14 protein-coding genes are annotated in these 20,478 nt (G+C 40.2%); 11 read left to right on the top strand and 3 right to left on the bottom strand.

Annotated elements, in window-relative coordinates; all coding sequences use genetic code 11:
• Positions 1-3: 3 nt before the first annotated feature.
• The 4 genes from H6541_10810 (at position 4) to H6541_10795 (ending at position 4,773) form a co-directional block, all read left to right on the top strand.
• The gene (locus H6541_10810) at positions 4-1,344 is read left to right on the top strand and encodes a hypothetical protein (protein ID MCB9016275.1); all 1,341 of its coding nucleotides are present in this window, start codon (positions 4-6) and stop codon (positions 1,342-1,344) included.
• Positions 1,345-1,351: 7 nt separating this feature from the next.
• Positions 1,352-2,800 (top strand): hypothetical protein, encoded by a 1,449-nt coding sequence (locus tag H6541_10805; GenBank protein MCB9016274.1) that lies wholly within the window; start codon positions 1,352-1,354, stop codon positions 2,798-2,800.
• Positions 2,797-3,642: a hypothetical protein gene (locus H6541_10800; GenBank protein MCB9016273.1), complete on the top strand. Its 846-nt coding sequence runs from the start codon at positions 2,797-2,799 to the stop codon at positions 3,640-3,642. Before H6541_10805 ends, H6541_10800 begins: the two co-directional genes overlap by 4 nt.
• Positions 3,643-3,882: 240 nt before the next feature.
• The gene (locus tag H6541_10795) at positions 3,883-4,773 is read left to right on the top strand and encodes a lysophospholipid acyltransferase family protein (GenBank protein ID MCB9016272.1); all 891 of its coding nucleotides are present in this window, start codon (positions 3,883-3,885) and stop codon (positions 4,771-4,773) included.
• 468 nt (positions 4,774-5,241) lie between these two features.
• Here the strand turns inward: H6541_10795 and selD are convergent, their stop codons facing one another.
• The 3 genes from selD to H6541_10780 form a co-directional block, all read right to left on the bottom strand.
• A complete protein-coding gene (selD, locus tag H6541_10790; GenBank protein ID MCB9016271.1) occupies positions 5,242-7,449 on the bottom strand; it encodes a selenide, water dikinase SelD in 2,208 nt (735 codons plus the stop codon).
• Positions 7,450-7,506: 57 nt separating this feature from the next.
• Positions 7,507-8,556 (bottom strand): tRNA 2-selenouridine(34) synthase MnmH, encoded by a 1,050-nt coding sequence (mnmH, locus tag H6541_10785; protein MCB9016270.1) that lies wholly within the window; start codon positions 8,554-8,556, stop codon positions 7,507-7,509.
• 80 nt (positions 8,557-8,636) lie between these two features.
• On the bottom strand, positions 8,637-11,810 hold the full coding sequence (locus H6541_10780; protein ID MCB9016269.1) for a UvrD-helicase domain-containing protein: 3,174 nt from the start codon (positions 11,808-11,810) through the stop codon (positions 8,637-8,639).
• A gap of 208 nt (positions 11,811-12,018) precedes the next feature.
• Here H6541_10780 and rlmB point away from each other — a divergent pair, with 208 nt between their 5' ends.
• From rlmB to H6541_10745, 7 genes are all read left to right on the top strand, one after another.
• Positions 12,019-12,762 carry a 23S rRNA (guanosine(2251)-2'-O)-methyltransferase RlmB gene (gene rlmB, locus H6541_10775; protein ID MCB9016268.1) on the top strand — a complete coding sequence of 248 codons (744 nt, stop codon included), beginning with the start codon at positions 12,019-12,021 and terminating at the stop codon, positions 12,760-12,762.
• A gap of 27 nt (positions 12,763-12,789) precedes the next feature.
• Entirely contained in the window at positions 12,790-14,682 is a 1,893-nt protein-coding gene (locus H6541_10770) for a glycosyltransferase family 39 protein (GenBank protein MCB9016267.1), read from the top strand.
• 7 nt (positions 14,683-14,689) lie between these two features.
• Positions 14,690-15,340, top strand: coding sequence for a toxin-antitoxin system YwqK family antitoxin (locus tag H6541_10765; GenBank protein ID MCB9016266.1), 651 nt, complete (start codon positions 14,690-14,692; stop codon positions 15,338-15,340).
• A 244-nt stretch (positions 15,341-15,584) separates the two neighbouring features.
• Positions 15,585-16,922, top strand: a complete 1,338-nt coding sequence (gene gdhA, locus H6541_10760; GenBank protein ID MCB9016265.1) for an NADP-specific glutamate dehydrogenase — start codon at positions 15,585-15,587, stop codon at positions 16,920-16,922.
• Positions 16,923-17,207: 285 nt separating this feature from the next.
• Entirely contained in the window at positions 17,208-17,663 is a 456-nt protein-coding gene (locus H6541_10755; GenBank protein MCB9016264.1) for a ferritin family protein, read from the top strand.
• 143 nt (positions 17,664-17,806) lie between these two features.
• On the top strand, positions 17,807-18,262 hold the full coding sequence (locus H6541_10750; protein ID MCB9016263.1) for a hypothetical protein: 456 nt from the start codon (positions 17,807-17,809) through the stop codon (positions 18,260-18,262).
• Positions 18,263-18,397: 135 nt separating this feature from the next.
• The gene (locus H6541_10745; GenBank protein ID MCB9016262.1) at positions 18,398-20,464 is read left to right on the top strand and encodes a BatA domain-containing protein; all 2,067 of its coding nucleotides are present in this window, start codon (positions 18,398-18,400) and stop codon (positions 20,462-20,464) included.
• The last annotated feature ends 14 nt before the right edge of the window (positions 20,465-20,478 follow it).

The following is a 20,478-nucleotide window of genomic DNA, read 5'->3' as shown; positions in this document are numbered from 1 at the left end:
ACTATGAGAAGAGCTCTATTGTTGATTATCAGTTTGTTTTTTGCATTAAGTCTGCATGCCCAAAGCTCCGACACTCTTACTAATAGTACAATATTACGCATGGCAAAAGCACAGCTTGCCGACGAACTAATTATTGATGTAATCCAGAGTTCAATCGTGCAATTCGACTTGAGCGAAAAACAATTAAAGAGTTTAAGGGAAAATGTATCAGATCCGGTAATTGAAGCAATGAAAGAAGCCCAGAGCAAACAATTGCCATTACCGATTGCCATGGAAAATGAACGAAATAAAGATGAGAATAAATCAAATCCTGAAATAGCTGTTGAGAAGAACTACACTCAGATTCCTCCCGTTGCCGAAACACCACCTGTATCAATACAACCTGTTACAGAAACCGCTTCTGCAGCAAAAACTGCCCCTCAGCCAAACCCATCATTTCAAGCTGCGCCCACCAGTATAACTGACCATAATTCAACTTTGAACAACCTCGATTTTACAGCTTTCAGTTATGTAGCGCCTATCGGGCAGTTGCTAACTTTTATTGAAAAAGAATCAAACGATCTAACAAAATACATTGAAAACTGGGATACACAGATAAAACTCTCCATTGCAAAAATCAATGAAATTGAGAAACAAATCGATTTAAAAGAAAAAGAATTGCGGGAAAAGAAAAATATAGATTCAAAACGCTATTCAGCAGAAGTAAATGCATTAAAACTTCAATTAAATGAATTGCGAATCAGGTACAAACAAGTGAAAACCCAGGTAATTGAAGATGGTTTAGCAATTACAAAAAAGCTACAGGAAATCAGAGAAAATGAAATTTCGGCGGTAAAAAACACCTACAATTTAACTTCTCAGCAAATAAAATCATTTGAAACAGACCCATCGCAGGGGACAAAACCAACCCAAATCAAGCTCAGTGGCATTAAATTTAGTCAAAATATTGCTGATTACATTTTGCCATTAACAGAACTGGAAATATGGCACTTTAACCTTCTTTCGGAGATCAATGCAATGATACCGACATGGAATAAAAAAGTGGAATACATAAGCAATCGGGACAAAGAAATCAACCTTCAGACAGAGCCCTTAAAAGCGAAACTTGAGTCCTATAAAAGCGACAGCAAACTCTACAAAAGCGAAATATCTTCTCTAAAAAAACAAATATCGGCAAAAGAAAAAGAGAGAAAGCAATTGGCAAACCAAATGGAAAGCGATGCCAAAGAACTGGCCGATTTTTTTAAGCAATCGCGAAACGAAGTTCAATTGATCATCGAAGAACGATATACAGATGTAATTAACAATATCAGTTATAGTTATCAGGAAAAACTCAAACTCTGAATAACCAATGAAAGACTGGCAAGTTACACCTCCGAACTTTATAGTGCCGAAAACCGGGCTTTCGCTTTTATGCCTATTTGCATTTATAATTTCGCCGTTACTGTTATCGGGCCAGGACTACATTTACAAAACGGATCATACCATAATAGAAGCCACCGTAGCAAAAGTTTCAGAATCGGAAATTGAATACAGAAAATATAGCAACCCCAAAGGTCCTGTTTACACAATTCCACGTAATAGCATCAGGATGATAATCTATCAAAATGGTGAAAAAGAAACATTTAATGAAGATAATAAGCCGCAGGCCGTTGCCACATCAGCGTCAGTTAACAGTGTTATTACACGTGAGCCCATGAGTATAAACAAAGCGCGTATGATGTTGCTTTCGGGCGATATAAGAGGTGCTGTTTCAACATACGCCCAGTTGGCCGCCATTGACTCAAATAACATTACACTCGCTTCGGAATTTGCCTATGCCCTTGGAATAAATGGAATTATTGATGCAGCCTTTATGAAATTGGACAAATTATGGCAAAACAATGCACAAAATCAGGAAGTGCGGTATTTTACAGCTCAATTATTCAATTTAATTGGCCACGAACAACTTTCAGAAGCAATCCGTGGAAATACGGATAATTCATTTGCCCCTGCATGGATATCTGCCAATGCAGCCTCACTCAATTCAACTTATAAAACCAAAAATACCACCACCAGCTTCACAAAAAACGACTATATCAACAAATTAAAGACAGCCAACAAACTGGTTGCCAGAAACATGAACTTACAATCAATGCTTCAGTTTGAAGAAATTATCAGTTTTTTTCCGGAAGAGTATTTACCATACTTAGGTTACAGTATAGCCCTTGAAAAAGCAGGGATGCTAAAACAATCATCACAAGCAATAGAAAAAGCTCTATTAAAAACGGGAAATACGCCGGAAGCAAATGAAAAGAAAAAATTTCTTTCACAAAGGCTGGACATGGTAAATAGTAAAATCAATGTACAAAAAGAGCCTCATCAGAGTAATCAAAATAAAAAAAACAACCCAGAATCTGATAATTTTCAAATGCTGGCATATGCAGGCGGAATGTTTACATCCGGATATGCAAGCTTCAACACAAGAATGGGATACTTTATCGGCAAGTCGTCTAATGTAGCTGTCGACTTAGGATTTCAAAATTCGAATAGTTTAACAAGAGTAAACATTGGGGCTTCGGCTTATTATCGTTGGAAAGTGTTGGTTTATGGCTCAGGAGTAAATGCAAGTTTTGGGAAAGATATAAAAGCGCTATATTTCAAAATATCAGCAGGGCCCAGCTTTATGAACCGCAAAAGAACAGCAAGCTATGACATTTTCTGGGATATAAATGTTGCAGCTTCTAAAGATAACCCATCCACTTTTGGCTTTTCCATCGGCCGGAGTTTCTATTTTGGTAAAAGAAAACAATACAAATGAAAAAAGTAATACTGGTATTGATTTTTATTGAGCTAAGTATGCAGCCTGTATGGGCCCAGAATTCATCTGGCGCATTTCAGTCATTTTATCAATCCGTTTTGCAAAAATATTCAACCTACTTTAAATCGGCCGACCTTGATAAATACAACACCCTGACCATAGTAGCAACACCAGAATACAATACACTGGAAATAAGCGACAAGTATGCAATCATGAACATTCTGACCAATTCATGGCAAAATTCTCTGATAGTTGTGCAATATGAAGAAAAAAATGAACTCTGGGGAAGAAACCTTGAAAACAACAATGCTCTTTTGCTCGAAAAATGGGATTTAAACAGTATTATTCCGCAGAATATACCATCTGTAAATTCCTTAAGAACAAATCAACATCCCTGGTTTTTTTATCTGGGAGGGTTGTTTCAGCTAAACACCTCGGAATATATAAACATAGCATTCAACACGCGCATCGGTTTCTTTTTACTTCTTAACCGATGGGATTTGGCCGCGACTTACTCCATAAGTAAAAACGGGTATCTTGAAAACTCCGCCTCAACAAGCATTTCAAGCATAGGCATGAGTAGTAAAATTTATTTTCCGGTTAAAAAACTTAGGATTAACCCTAACCTTGGAGTTGAAATCAGCAACAATACTTCTACCACCGAAGGAAATACTTCCAGTAAGATTAATCCATTTTTGCTAACAGGTATAAGCTGGAGCATCGGCCATGGAAGTCTTGACATCGGGTTTAGGATAGGAAATGACCTTACAACCATGATAGGATATACTTTTGTTCCCGGCGCCAGGCACTTAAAATCACAAACAGAACGATTTAAAAAATAAAAAGGACAGTATTTCAGAAAACATCCTCACTCTTCTTAGAAATTACCGTCAATTTTTTAAAGGTGAGAAATCAAGCAGAATTACAAGCTAAAGGCTGTTTTGATTTCTGAAGTTTCCAAATATGCAAGCGAAAGTTAATAAAACCAGAAGTCCACACTCATTTTTAAACTATCATTAAGTAATTTTGTAATTTTGAAGACCAGAGAAGGCTACCAGAACAAAGATTATAAATATCGGATAATGAATTTTTTACACAAATCAATTGCTTTTCTGCTTTTCACATTAACGAGGCTGTCCGGACAATTGCCATTAAAACTTCTGTACTTTAAGGCTTCCTTCTTACGATTTTGCGCTTCCCGAATATTTCATTACCGCTCCGACGTTATTGTTCAAAACCTAGCCCGTTCATTTCCCGAAAGAAACTACAAAGAAATTAAAAAGCTGGTCAACCAATTTTACGTGCATTTTTTTGATGTATTTACTGAAGTAATCAAAAGCCAGGGATTAACATCAGAAGAAGCAAAAAAACGATTCAAAGTTGAAAATCCAGAAATGATCAATGACTATCATTCAAGGGGACTCAATGTAATAGCTCTTGCGGGTCATCATGGTAATTGGGAATGGGGGATAATGCTGCCACTTTATTTCGGATTTAGCATTTACACTTTATACAAGCCCCTCTCCAATAAAATAACCGAAATACTTATGAATAAAATCAGGGGCAAATTTGGCATGAAATTGCTTTCAATGGGCAAAGCCGGCCGGTTTATTCTCAGTAAAAAAGATTATCCGGCACTTTATATTTTTATTGGCGACCAGTCGCCCAATCATAAAGACCCTGATTATTGCTTTCACTTTCTTCATCAACCCAGCCTTTTGTTCAACGGAGGCGCTAAATTGGCACGGGCAACAGGCTCAGTTGTGGTCTATTTATCCATCACAAAAGTTAAGCGGGGTTATTATACAGCTCAGTTTATTCCAATATCCGAACCACAGGAACAAAAAAGCGAGCGGGAAATCCTCAGCACTTATGCTGCTTTGCTTGAAAATGACATTCGCCGGCAACCGGCTTATTATCTTTGGTCGCATAAGCGATGGAAAAACAAACCTGAACCAAAGCGGGATGTTTAAAACAAACAATCAAACATTCTCCGTGAATGCCCCCTCCCTCTGACGCCATCAGAGCAACAACCATTTTCCCTGCATTATAACACTCAAATGTGAACTATCCGATAACACACCGTAATTTTACCACCACCCTATTAATTGTAAATTTATTAAACACATATTTTACTATAAATCAACGTAATGTAAATTATTTTTAATTATTTTCAAACCCGGCGCATTACTTTTTTACATACCAGACATAAATAAGTAACTACAACTTCTGTTTCAAAGTTTATTAAAAATACTTGTAAATCTTCCCTTACGAACCGGCTGTTAGCTTTGAATTGTTCCTGACTTGTGCCCTATTTCAACTATAAGAGATATTCGGGGAACCTGAGCTTACAGCCGGTTTTACATTTTATCAAATAAACACAATATTCCAGGTTAACTTAAAACTAAAGATAATAAGTTGCCGAAAATCAGGATCTGCCTTTATGAATTAAAAACCACCTGAATTGATCCTTCTCCCCAACCGGTAACTTTTCCGATAATAGCAGCCATAATTTCATGCTCAATCAGGTCGGCAAGAAGAATTCCGGCCTCGTCAGCAGGCAGCGCAATAAGCAAGCCCCCCGAAGTCTGGGCATCGCAAAGCAGGTATTTATCAGTTTGAGAAAGCACACCAAAGTCGGTAAAATCAGCTGCAAAATCTGTGTTTGCTATTGTCCCTCCCGGTATTGCACCCGCTGCAGCCAATTGCTGAACACCTTCAATAAACGGGATGTCATTAAACCTTACTTCGGCATTGACGCCCGATCCGGCTGTAAGCTCATGCAAATGCCCTAAAAGTCCAAATCCGGTTACATCAGTACAAGCATTTACCTTTCGTTTGAGCATAAGCTCGGCTGCTGTCTTATTCAGTGAAGCCATATTTTTGATAGCCAATGAAATGCTCGACGGCTCAGCAATGCCCTGCTTGGCTGCAGTAGCAATAATGCCAGTTCCGATAGGTTTCGTCAGAATCAATAAATCACCAGGCCGGGCACCATCATTTGACAGCACTTTATCAGGATGAACCAATCCACTGACTACCATGCCAAATTTCGGCTCTGTATCTTCAATAGAATGTCCTCCAAGGATTGAGATACCAGCTTCGGATGCTTTATCTGATGCACCTTTCAGAATAGCCTCCAACACATTCAATGGCAGACGGTTTACAGGGAAAGCGGCTATATTGAGCGCAAAAACAGGCTTAGCCCCCATTGCATAAATATCGCTGAGCGAATTGGCGGCAGCAATGGCCCCAAAAGTATATGGGTCGTCAACAACAGGTGTAAAGAAGTCAACTGTCTGAACCAGTGCCAGGTCATCTGTTAAACGGTAAACCGCAGCATCATCGCGCTTATCAGCGCCAACCATAACCCTGGGATCATGAACAGCAGGCATATTGGCAAGTACTTTTTCCAGATCGGCAGGCCTCATTTTACAGGCACAACCCAATCCGTGTGTAAATTGAGTTAACCTGACTGTATCATTATTTTCTGAAAAAGAAGACTGAGCACCTGATTCAGGTGCAAAGGAATGAACAGCACGCACAATCTGTTCTACAGCCTCATCAATTTCAGCTTCGGTTGTATTACGGCCTGTTGAGAATCTTATAGTTCCCTGCGAAAATTCAGGTAAAACTTTCATCGCCCCTAAAACAGATGAATCGCCGGTTGTTCCTGTATGACATGCAGCTCCAGCCGAAGCAGCCACGCCCTCCATTGCCTGTAGGAGCATTACAGCATTCAGATTCTTAAACCCAATGCTCAGTGTATTGGGCAAACAACGGTCAGGATGACCATTTACATGAAGCTCTCCCAGTTTTTCTGTCAACCCCCTGTACAGTCTGTTTTTCATTTTTGCCAGATGAATCAGATTGTTTTCCAAGTCGCGGCCTGCAATTTCGCAAGCCTTGCCCAGTCCAACAATTTCGAGAACATTCTCGGTTCCTGCCCTCAAATTCTGTTCATGGTCAGCCCCATGCATCAGCTTTTCAATTTTTACCCCATGACGGATAAATAAAACCCCAATCCCTTTAGGAGCATATAGTTTGTGTCCGGCAACCGAAAGCAAATCAACATCCAGTGCTTTAACATCAACCGGAATTTTACCCAATGATTGCGCCGCATCGGTATGCATCAAAGCTCCATGCCTACGGGCAATATCCGCAATTTCAGCAATGGGTTGAATTGTACCAACTTCATTATTGGCATGCATAACCGAAATTAGAATTGTTTCAGGACGCAGCATTTTTTTCACATCATCCGGGTCAACCATACCCATAGGGTCAACCGGTACAATAGAAATCTCAAATCCATGATTTTCGAGAAACCGGGTAACTTCGGTGACGGCCGGATGCTCAACAGCAGAAATGACAATGTGATTCCCATGAGCACGCATTGCAAAAGCAGCACCTTTAATTGCCATATTATTCGATTCAGTACCCCCACTGGTAAACACTATTTCCTGCGGCCGGCAATTTAAAAGAGCTGCAACCCTTGACCGGGCCTTTTCAACCGCGCCGCGGGTTTTTATTCCAAAAAGATGACTGCTGGATGGATTTCCAAAAAACTCATCAATAAATGGGCGCATTTCAGCGGCTACTTCAGGTGCAATGGGAGTCGTCGCATTATAGTCAAGATAAATCTGGTTCATAGAAAAAGATCTGAAAGCTATAAATAATAAAAATGATTTCGCCCTTTAGAATGTGAATTACAAAAAGGGCACTTTGATCATGTTTGGTTTAGTCTTTAATAATAATCCGGCATTTATATTTGCATCGCCGGTATCAGTTTTAACTTCAAAAATTTCGCGATTGACAAACTTTTGAAGAGCTTTCCGGTAGGTTTTATCATAATACCCCAAAACAAGGTTTATGGCTTCGGCAAACCGGCATTCTTCGATGGCAACCAATGCCTCATTATAAACAAGCCCTCCGAGAGGCTGTGCAATTTTTATAAGAGCATTGGCAAGCAATGCCTTGTCAAACACCGCATACTCATGAACAAGCCGCTGAACCCTTACTTGCGGAGGCACATCAATCATTAACATGGGCGATAATTTCATACGTTCAAAAAACGGCCCGGGAATACCCACAGCACCTATTGAACGGCTTTCATCTTCAATCCATACCGGTTTTGTTGAGTCAAGTTTATTCCATGCTTCAAACAAGTCGTTTTCAAACTGTTCGTTAGTTGGTTGAACCGGCTGTCCAAGATACCCAAAAACAGAACCTTTATTGCAGGCTAATCGTTCCAGATCAATTATCTGTTCGCCTTTCTCCTGCAGCTTATGCAAAATCTCAGTTTTGCCTGAACCTGTCATTCCGCCCAATACGACAATGGGCTTACCAGCACCGGACAATTCACGAATGAAAGCCCTGTAAGCCTTGTAACCTCCTTCAAGAAGATGTACTTTAAAGCCAGCAGTACTGAAAAGCCAGGCCATTGAACCACTTCGCATCCCGCCCCTCCAGCAATAAACAATAACCTCTTTGGGTTTATGATGACAAAGTCCGTTGAGCTTTTTGACAAACCCCGACATTTGCGGTCCAACAAAATCAAGGCCCAGCAACAAGGCGGCCTCGCGACCCGCATTATGATAAAGCGTACCAACTTTAGCCCGCTCTTCATTGCTGAACAAAGGAATGTTTACAGCGCCGGGAATATGCCCCTGTTCGAACTCAAGCGGAGAGCGCACATCAATCAATGGAAGCGCAACCTTCAGCTCATATAACCGTGAAGCATCTATTTTCATCACCATAGCGCAAAGGTATCAATTATTAAAACCGGCGAATGAAAACAATCAAAACTCATTGTATACTAAAAATAGCTCAATTTTGTTCAGCCATTTACCATTTCAATAACCTCGACAGGCTGATTCAGATATACTAACCAGGCTCTCACACGCGGATAACCCATACCCTCAAGAAGAGAAGCATATTTGAGCACCTGGCCTTTATGCGATTGAACCGGCGCTCCTGCCTTGTAATCAACCACATGCGTTTCATTTTGCAGAAAAACAACTCTGTCGGGCCTGTAACTTTTACCTCCCGGAGCAAGAATTTCAGTCTCAACTGCGATTTTTCCTTCCTGTCCAAAAAAACGGGCGACATCAGGATGACTCAACACCAGCCCAAGCCGATGTCGCAAAACCTGAACTTCTTCAGGAACGATTACGCCTTCGTTCAGTAATTTATTTATCGTTTTATCGAGATCTGACGGGTAAATAATTCCGGCAAGGGCCTTGTGAAGCAAATTGCCGGACAATTGCGCACTTTCAGGAGTAGACGATTGCCAAATTTGAGGAGCTCTTCCTGCAAAAACCAATCGTTGTTGCCAATTACTTGACAAAAATTCACACTCCAGTCCATTACTTCCTGAAACATTGTTTGATTCCTGGACTACAACGCCTGAATCACCAAAAGTGTACCTCAGTTTTGAAACTTCAAACAGCCCGGCAGCTTTTAAAAAATCAACAATTAATGCTGTCAAACTTCTGACTTCCTTTTCAGTTTCCTTTTCGGGGATTTTTCCAGTAAGTACATATAATCTTTCAGCCGGCCGTGTAAAAGCCACATATACCATATTCATCAAATCAAGTCGCGACTTCTGGTCTTCTTTTGTATAAAGACTTGCAAAATCAGTCTTTTCCAACGACTTATCCAGTTTGAGCATTGCTACCGGCATTTCGGTCAGCAATGGGTCATTCAGATTAACCCATGCTGATTTTTTTGTCAACTTATAAGCATCATCAGCAAAAGCATAAATTACCACAGGAAATTCAAGTCCTTTTGACTTATGAATGGTCATAATCTGAACAGCATCATCAGATAATGGCAGTACAACCGACAGTTTATTCTTTTTCTGTTCCCAATGCTCAAGAAATTCAACAGCTCCAGCCATTTTTCCTGATGTAAAAGAGAGAATTTCATCAAGGAAAAATTGCATATACACCGGTGATTTAAGGTGTAGCCCGAAAATCCGGATGAGTTCTTCACAAGTATCATAAAGTGACATTTGCCCGAAGTTTATGAAAGAAACCCGGTATCCATTCTCTTCAAGCAATTTGTAAAATCCTGAAATATCCAAAGCCTTTTGAAGATTTGTATGCAGCGTATTTGCTGAATCAGCAGGATGATTAAACAGGTACATAGCAATTGCAGAGCGAACAATCACATTTTCGGGGTCAGTCATCAGGGTCAGCCAGTTCATCATAAAATTCACTTCAGGTGAATGACGAAGCAACAGACTATCAGAAGAAACCACTTTTACTCCCTGTGAATTAAGATAAGCGGCCATTTGCGATGAGTCCTTATTTGAACGACACAATATGGTTATATCTCCCGGGGAATAACCCGAATCCTTCAACTCATCAATTAATTCATATGCCCTGCGGCAATTATATGCCGAAAACTCCTTTTTATCACCATCAAAAAATTCAATCTGAACCTGCCCGCCATTATTGAGAGGGTCTGACTTCTGCGCTGAGTCCTCATACACCTGGCTATATTCAGGAAGAAAGCTTTTCGATGAAAAATTGAAAAAACTGTTGTTAAAGTCAACAATCTCGCATTTTGATCTGAAGTTGGAATCCAAAACACTAGGTAAATATTCGCGTTCAAGCGATTTAGACCTCTGACTAAGCACTTCGCTTCCTGATGGGTTATCCACTTCAGGCAATTTTACAAACTGTTCAACTTCTCCGTTGCGAAACCTATAAATAGCCTGTTTTCCATCTCCGACTATCATATTTAAAGCCCCATGCGACAATGAATTATCGATAAGCGGCAGAAGGTTGTTCCACTGTAAAACTGAAGTATCCTGAAACTCATCAATCAGGTAATGGCGATATTTTTCGCCTGTACGTTCATAAATAAATGGCACAGGCTCATTCATAACGATAGAAGAAATAATGCGGTTAAATTCTGCAATGGAAACCACATTTAAATCTTTTTTTACATTTTGAAGCCTGTTGCTGAGCTCGCCCAAAACAGCCATTGGATAAAGGTTTCTGCGCAGATTAAGATAAAGTTCATATCTGCCTGAGTCTTTTTGCCTGACCGCTTCAATACTTTTAAAATATCCCAGTAAATCATCTGCAATAGAAAGAACAGCCTGTCCCTGAGCACTCTTTTGCCCTTTTGCACTAAGCCAGACTCCATCATTTATGGTTTTGGCCACATAGGAATTTACTTCTGTTTTAATAAACCCCTGACTCAGTTTTTTAAAATAATTATAGATACCCGTATTCCCTCTCGAAAATAAATCAGGATCAATGCCATGTGCTTCTATTAATTTCATTGCATCAGTGGCCAGATTAACAATTTCTTCCTTGTAATCGAATAGAAACTGAGTTAACTTTTTCCTGAGCGAATCAAGATTATCGGCCGAAAATTCGCCGGCTGGTTTCAGAAAATCAATAGCATCTTCGTTAAAAAGATTATCGGCAAAAGATTGCAAATCACGATCAATTTGCCAGCTTTCATCTTCTTCGGCACGCTCACGTACAAACTTAACAAGCACTTGAGTCAATTGCTCATTTTTTCCTACATCAGCTAAAAGTGCATCAACGGTGTTGGCAAGCAACAAATCGGTATTCATCTCTACTTCAAAATTCATTGCAAGCTTCAGGTCAAATGAGAATGCCCTGATAATACGATGCATAAAACTATCAATGGTTGAAACCGCAAAATCGCCATAGTTATGCAAAATAAGCGAGAGCACCTTTCCGGCATTTGCACGCAATTCTTCAAATGGAAGTTCAGTGCGCTGTTGAAGAGATTGAATGAGATGAACCAATTTTCCTTCCGTTGGTTCTGATTGCATCTCAATGATAATTTTAAGACTGGAAACAATACGCTGTTTTATCTCATTGGCGGCTTTATTTGTAAAGGTAATGGCCAGAATATTTCTGAACCTGGCAGGCTCTTTTAAAACAATGCTCAGATAAACAAGCATCAGTGTATATGTTTTGCCAGATCCGGCAGAAGATTTATAAACCAGGAATTTTTGCATAATAAAAGAACCTTCTGAATTTTTTGTTGAAATAGCTCAGGATAAATGGTAGAATACTGATTTACCGCATCAATAAAAGCTTAGTATGATTATCAGGTTTTCTAACAAAAGTAGAGAAGTAATCTCATTCATGCAAGCGATTAATCCTAAAGCGCCTCACACTTCTTAAAAGTATATATTTGCAGTCTGAAAACAGAATCAAGACTCAATAATGAAAGACAACAACATGTTATATGGCATGCGTCCGGTCATAGAGGCCATTGCTGCCGGTAAAGAAATTGACAAACTGATGTTACAACAGGGGCTTAAAGGCGAACTTGTTCCTGAGCTCCGAAAACTCATCAACGAAAACAACATTCCTTATCAATATGTACCCATAGAAAAGCTTAACCGGCTTGTACGCGGCAATCATCAGGGGGTTGTCTGCTTTGTTTCTCCGGTCATTTTTCAACCCATTGAAAATTTACTGCTTTCTGTTTTCGACAAAGGGGAAACACCTCTTTTTATTATTCTTGACAGAATTACCGATGTCAGAAATATGGGAGCCATTGCCCGCACAGCTGAATGCGCGGGTGCACATGGTTTGATTATTCCGGAAAAAGGCGGCGCTCCTATCAGTGCCGATGCCATGAAAGCCTCAGCAGGAGCGCTCAACAGCATTCCGGTTCACAGAAGCTCCAACCTGAAAAATACAATAGATTACCTAAAGCAGAGCGGCTTGAAAATAGTTGCCGCCTCTGAAAAAGGCAAATCAAATTATTATGATACCGACTTAACCGGACCGCTTGCCATCATCATGGGCTCAGAAGAAGATGGTGTTTCAGGCGAATATCTTCGCCGGTGCGATGAAGTTTTGAATATTCCGATGCGCGGGACAATTGGTTCATTAAACGTTTCGGTTGCAGCCGGAATCCTGCTTTTTGAGGTTGTAAAGCAACACAGCAATACCTAAATTATCCCTTATACGCTCATTCTCAATATGAAACTTCCGGAACACCTGACTTCATTGTTAAAAAGCAAACTGAACAATTATTGGTTATCTGTAATTGCCATACTGATAGTTGCGGCTGCTTTGCGTTTAACCGGACTTAATTTTTCTTACTCAAACGATGAGTTAAGTGCCTTACTAAGAGTCCGCTACAGTTCATTCAGCGAATTGGTGTCTAAAGGTTTTTATGTTGATGGCCACCCCGGAGGAATTCAGGTATTTCTTTACTACTGGGTAAAACTTTTCGGCATGAGTGAAACGGCTGTCCGCTTACCCTTTGCACTGGGTGGAGTATTAGCCACTTTCATGGCCATCAGGCTGTTTACAAGGTGGTTCAACCCGGCGGCGGGCTTATTAACCGGCGCTTTTATTGCATTTCTTCAATTTCCTCTGCTATACAGCCAGATTGCCCGCCCTTATGGCTCAGGATTACTTTTCAGCCTGATCATGACCTGGTACTGGACAAAATTGTTGTTTGACGAAAAACCTTTGAAACGTGATGCGTTGGCATATGCACTTGCCGCTGCAGCCTGCATGTATAATCATTATTTCAGCTTTTTACTGGCTTTAATAATTGGAATAACGGGACTGTTCTATTTAAAAAAAGACAGAATAATACATTATCTGCTGGCCGGCTTACTGGCTGCCGCCCTGTTCTCTCCTCATATTTACATAACGCTCAACCATTTAAGCATCGGCGGTGTTGGTCAGTGGCTCGACAAACCTGAAACGGCCTGGCTGTTTAAACATATTTTTTATGTGTTTAACGATTCCATTATCATGTTATTGATCGTAGCAGTATCCATGGCAGTATTATTTCTCTTTTCCGGTCAATTTATCAAACCAACTAAATTCCACCTGTTTGCGTTGTTGTTTTTTATCCTACCTTTCCTGGTCGGATTTTTTTATTCACGCTATGTGAATCCGGTATTGCAACACAGTGTCCTAATATTTTCCTTTCCATTTTTTCTGGCGCTGCTGTTCTCCTTTACAGAGAAAATATCGGCCAGGCGCTTAAATCAGTTGGTGCTTGTTGTATTAATCAGCGGCACTTCACAAACCATTGCAGGAAATAATTATTACACCAGCCAGCATTTTGGCGAGTTCAGGGGCATAGCACAAACTATAGCCGGATGGAATCAGCAATTCGGGCAGGATAAAATAACCAGGGCTATCAGCGTAAATAACCCATGGTATATCGATTATTATCTCTTACAAACGCCTCAAGGCAAAACAACATTCGAGCAATATGACAACAGAGGCGGTACATATCTCGACAGCCTTTCAACTATTCTTAATCAGTGCCGGACAGAATATTTCATGTATGCCTGGACCAAACCAGTTCCGTTAGAGATTAAGGACATGATTCAAGCCCGCTTCCCATGCATTCTTTCCGATACCAATTTCGGAGGATTATCAGAAGCTACTTTATATCAGCGTAAGCATGATTTGTGCCATGGCCCGAAAGCTGACACCCTCTTCAGGGTAACAAAACAACAAAACAAAGATCTGCCAGACAATTACCTTATATTAGACAGCCTTGAATATAGCCCGGGTTATGAAGGAATACCAGCCGATTTACCCATACCAACCGGCATTCAACTCGTTGCATCAGCAGAAGTATTCGCATCAAATCCACAGAATGAATCTGTGCTGGTTGTATCATTTCACAATGACGCTGGTGAAACAGTACATTATCTGGGTGCCCGGTTCAACCTTTTCTGCCTGCCCGGGAGCTGGGGTCAAGTCAGACAGACAATCTGGTTACCATCATCAGCATTACTCCACAACAGAATGAAAGTTTATGTGTGGAATAAAAATCGCGAAAAGCTCACCATCCGAAATTTATCAATAACTGCTGAAGCACCCGTCGGTAAAAACTAAAAATAAAATGAAAATAAAAATATTACTTGCATTCCTGGCCTGCTTGTTTCTAACTACCTCCTGCAAAAGAGAAAAAAAAGAATACTACCCTGACGGACGGCTGAAGTCGGTTCAGCAGTACAAAGGCAAAAAACAGCAAGGAGTAAGCACCTGGTATTACGACAACGGTAAAAAGCAGCTGGAAGCTTCCTACCTGAATAATAAGCTGGAAGGAAAAACCACACGTTGGTATTTCAATGGCTCAAAAGAAGCAGAAGAAATGTATAAAAACGGTCTTCGTAACGGACTATCTGTCAATTGGAACACCTCCGGCCTTAAAATTGAAGAACGCACATACAGCAACGATACGCTTGACGGCACCTATTTAATGTATCACGAAAACGGAGTGGTTAAAATAGAAGGTGGCTATAAAAAGGGGCTTTATGACGGAAAATGGACTTATTACAATGAATTTGGATTCAGAATAGGCGACGGCAATTATCACCAGGGAAATGGAACGCAACGGGCGTTTCACCAGAATGGCAAACTGTGGATTGAAGTCCCTTATGCATCAAATAAAAGGAATGGTGTTGGGCGCGAGTATAACAATAATGGAAAACTTATTAAGGAATCCATTTATAAAGACGATATTCTGATTGAAACCAAAAGTTTTGAATAAACAAAAAAACATCTGCGGCAGAATTCTTCGGTGCTTGTAATCAGCTTACTCAGGCACAAGTTTAGAATTAGTCTAAAGTATCTGAAAACGAAAAAATTAACTTAGTGTAAAACAAAAAAAATAAACAATAAAATAAGTTTTGGGAAATTTGGAAATCTCGTTTTTTATCCCATAAATTTGCGCTGTTATTTAGTTAACACTGTTACAAAATTCACATAAATTAATCATCCTAAACATCCACAAGATGAATCTGGAAAAAATCATGACCGACCTGGAAAAAAAACATCCGGGTGAAGTTGAGTACTTGCAAGCGGTACGCGAAGTTCTGGAGTCCATTGAAGATATCTACAATGAGAACCCTCAATTTGAAACAGCCAGTATAATCGAGCGCATAGTTGAGCCCGACCGTATTTTAAGTTTCAAAGTGCCCTGGGTTGATGACAATGGTAAAGTACATGTAAACCTTGGCTACAGGGTTCAGTTCAACAACGCAATAGGCCCTTACAAAGGCGGACTTCGTTTCCACCCGAGTGTGAATCTCAGTATCCTGAAATTCCTCGGTTTTGAGCAAATTTTCAAGAACAGCCTTACCACACTGCCTATGGGTGGTGGTAAAGGTGGCAGCGATTTTGACCCTAAAGGAAAATCCAATGCCGAAATTATGCGTTTTTGCCAGTCATTCATGCTGGAATTATGGAAAATAATTGGCCCGGAAACCGATGTACCTGCTGGTGACATAGGTGTTGGTGGACGCGAAATTGGCTTCCTGTACGGAATGTACAAAAAACTTGCACGTGAGCATACCGGCGTTCTAACCGGTAAAGGAATCAGCTGGGGCGGTAGCCTTATCAGACCTGAAGCTACAGGATTTGGCGCTGTTTATTTTGCTCAGGAAATGCTCAAAACCAAAGGTCAGGACTTCGTAGGTAAAACTGTTGCAGTTAGTGGTTTTGGTAATGTTGCATGGGGTGCAGTAACCAAAGTGAATGAACTTGGTGGAAAAGTTGTAACGATTTCAGGACCTGACGGATACATTTACGATCCAGATGGTATTTCAGGTGAGAAAATTAACTACCTGCTTGAACTCAGAGCTTCAAACCAGGATATCGTTAAACCATATTCTTACGAATTCCCGAATGCCCAGTTCCATCAGGGAAAACGCCCATGGGAAGTTAAATGCGATGTTGCATTACCCTGCGCAACCCAGAACGAACTTGGCAAGGAAGACGCCCTCACTCTTATTAAAAACGGCGTTTACTGTGTAGCTGAAGGTGCTAATATGCCTTCAACTCCCGAAGCTATTGAAGCTTTCCAGGAACATAAAGTTATGTTTGCTCCGGGTAAGGCTGTTAATGCTGGTGGTGTTGCTACTTCAGGTCTTGAAATGTCACAAAACTCAATGAAACTTAACTGGGCTTCCGAAGAGGTAGATATGCGTCTGCACCAGATCATGAAAAACATTCATGGGCAGTGTGTTAAATACGGAACTCAGGCTGACGGATATATCAACTACGTTAAGGGTGCTAACATTGCAGGTTTCCTTAAAGTGGCTAACGCTATGCTCGATCAGGGAGTCATCTAAGAGCTAATTTTCCAGCATATACTATGTTGGATAACCCAGAGCCCCGGTTTTCCGGGGCTTTTTTATTTGTTCCGTTCCTCCTCTTTGCTTTATTGTTGCAGCAGGCTTTTCATTCTCATCTCTCCTGCATTTCATTTTCAGCCTTCAGATAAACTTTTAAAACGGCATAATCCTTAAAAAGTCCGGATAAGTATTACACTGAAAATCTCAATTGACAATAAAAACCTCAACGAATGAATGATATATCACTATTTTTGCATAAGACTTTACCCAAATCTACATAATATGGAGCCATTTAAATCTATTGATGAAATTCTTCTTTTTGCCATTAATGCTGAACAGGAAGCTGTTGATTTCTACAGCCGATTATCAGCACAATCGCGCAATACTGAGATGAAACAGATTTTCAAGCAATATGCGCAGGAAGAGATGGAACACAAAGCCAGGCTGATAACTGTTCGCGAGCAAGGTCTTTTTAAGATTTCAACAGAAACAATACAGGATTTAAAAATCAGTGATTATATCATTGACGTAATGCCAGGCCCCGAAATGACTTATCATGAAGCATTGGTTCTGGCCATGAAAAAAGAGAAAGCAGCTTTCCGGATGTACCTTGATCTTGCGGCTAAGGCACCTACCGAAGAAATAAGCGCTATTTTCAACTCGCTTGCCCAGGAAGAAGCCAAACACAAGTTGCGTTTTGAGCTTGAATACGACCAATCGGTATTAAAAGAGAATTAAATTCACACCATATCACCTTGATAGCCTGTTTATTCAACAGGCTATTTTTATTTTAACCTATTACTTTTTTCATAATCAGGGATTAATAAGAAAACTACCGGGAAATATAAATGCTGTATTAACCTCTAAGCACCAACAGCCCTATGAAAAACGCAAGCTCAATCGATGAAATTCTGCTTTATGCGATAAAGTCGGAAAAGGAAACCGCAGATTTTTATCTTCATCTTTCCAATATAGCCCGAAATTCTAAAATCAGACAGACCTTTGAGCTATATGCGCGTGATGAATTTGCTCATATAAGCAAACTAACACGTGTAAGAGAAAATGGCCCGGTTGAAAATATCAGTGAAAAATTGCAAGATTTCAAACTCAGTGATTACACTATTCAGATAGACACATCCAAAAAACGCTCTTATTCTGAAGAACTTGTACTTGCCATGAGAAAGCTCAGGGCATCATCACAGCTATTCTGCGATTTAGCATCCAGAGCCCATGACCAGGAAACCAGCAAAATTTTAAAAACACTGGCCGAGGAAGAGTCAAAACACAAATTAGGCGTTGAAATTGAATACAACGACTCTCTTTTATTGTGTCACTAAACATGGCTCAAAATAACTTTATAGCCTGCTGATAAATGCAGGCTTTTTTTATGATCTTATCTTTCAGACAGCTTCAATTCAACGCGGATTTGTTTAATTTTGCATACCAATGAATTTTGCCTTTGTTAATCTGATATGCTATTTATTAATCCCTATTTACTTTTTGGACTATTTGCGGTATTGATACCCATTGCTATCCATCTTTTCAATTTCAGGAAATACCGGAAAGTATATTTCAGCAATGTCAGATTTCTGCGAGAGCTACAGCAAAAAACGCAAAAACAATCCCGGTTGCTGCATCTGTTGGTCCTTTTGCTCAGGATTTTAACCATAGTTTTTTTGGTGCTGGCTTTTGCTCAACCATATTTACCTTCTGCAACAAAAACTGCACCCGGCCAAATCAGTGTTGTCAGTATATTTATTGACAACTCATTCAGTATGGAAGCCTCAGGCACAAAAGGCCGCCTGATTGATGAAGCAAAGATGGCGGCCAGTGAAATTGCGGCTGCTTATAAACCTGACGATTTATTTCAATTGCTTACCAATGATTTTGAAGGCAAACATCAGCGGCTTGTTACAAAAGACGAATTTATAGAAATGCTCAAGGATGTGAAGCCTTCTCCATCAGTGAGATCGCTTGCAGAAATTGCACCGAGACAAGCCGATTTGCTCAATGCTCATCGCACACCATCGAAGTCAGCCTATATTATTTCTGATTTTCAACAGAGTACAATAATGGCTCATTGGCCTGAGACTACTGAGGGCATTGCATTTTATGCCGTACCAATCCAATCAGCAAATACCAACAATTTATACATTGATTCCTGTTGGTTTGAGAACCCGTTTATAAGGCTTAATCAAACGGTAAAGCTCATGGCAAGTGTAAAAAATACAGCCACATCAGATCTTGAAAAAATACCTCTAAAACTGATGATTAACGGGCAGCAGCGGGCAGTTGCTTCTGTATCAGTAAAAGCTGGCGGAAACACCCTGATTGAATTACCTTTTAATAATACCCAGGCCGGAATCATTCAAGGAATGGTTGAAATAAGCGATTATCCGGTTACTTATGATGATAATTATTATTTTACCTTCAGGGTTTCAGACAAAATTCCGGTTCTGGCTATCAACAGCAAAGATGACAACGCCTACTTACATTCAGTTTTTGCCCTTGATTCAGTGATTGATTTTTCAACAATTCAGGCTAAACAAACTGACTATTCAACGCTTAGCAATTACCCGTTAATTATATTAAATGACGTTGAACAATTATCCTCCGGGGCTATTCAGGAATTAATCAAATATACCAATCAGGGAGGTAACCTATTCATATTCCCATCCTTAGGAGCAGATCTTAACTCATTAAACCAACTTCTGGCTTCATTAAAGACCGATCAACTCATAAAAATTGATTCAGCTCGCAGTGCGGTTGCATCAGTCAACATGAAACATAGTATTTTCAAGGATGTTTTTGAGAAACAGGGCCTGAGCGAAGAAAATACTGACTTACCATTTATCAGCCGGCACTTCAAAATATCAGCATCAAGCACAGGAAGTAGTGAAGTGCTGATGACGCTGAACAACGGAGACCCATTTTTAATCACAACAAATACCGGCGAAGGACGTGTTTACCTGTGCGCAGTACCTGCCAGAGATAATGCCGGTAACTGGCCAAGACATGCCCTGTTTGTGCCTGCCATGCTTAATATTGCCTTCAACAGCGGGCATCCCGTACCCATGATGTATTACACCGGCACATCAGAAGGAATCAACCTGGGAAACATCAGGCCAGCAGAAGACAATATCTTTAAAATTTCGGCAAATAATGAATCCAATGCTTTTATCCCTGAGTTCAGAAGAATGGAAGGACAAAGCGTCATCTTTATGAACGATCAGATTAAAGAGGCTGGTATTTATCAAGTATTAAGTGGCCAGAAACTTGCAACACAACTCGCTTTTAACTACAACCGGAATGAATCTGATTTAAGTCTGGCAGACAATTCCGCTATAGAAAAACTTGCTGAAGAACATAAAGAATTTACAATATTAACGCCCGGTGGAAAACCACTGAATGAGATTATTTCGGATAGCCAGCAAAAGAAAGAACTTTGGAAGTGGCTCATCATTGCAGCTTTGCTGTGCATTGCCGGAGAAGTTATATTACTCAGAACATTCAGAAAAAATAAGGCCGTTTCGGCTTGATTTTAATACGCTTG

This window comes from Lentimicrobiaceae bacterium (assembly GCA_020636745.1).
Taxonomy (GTDB): domain Bacteria; phylum Bacteroidota; class Bacteroidia; order Bacteroidales; family Lentimicrobiaceae; genus Lentimicrobium.
The sequence above is the reverse complement of the archived record's forward strand: the minus strand, read 5'-3'. Positions and strand labels throughout refer to the sequence as shown.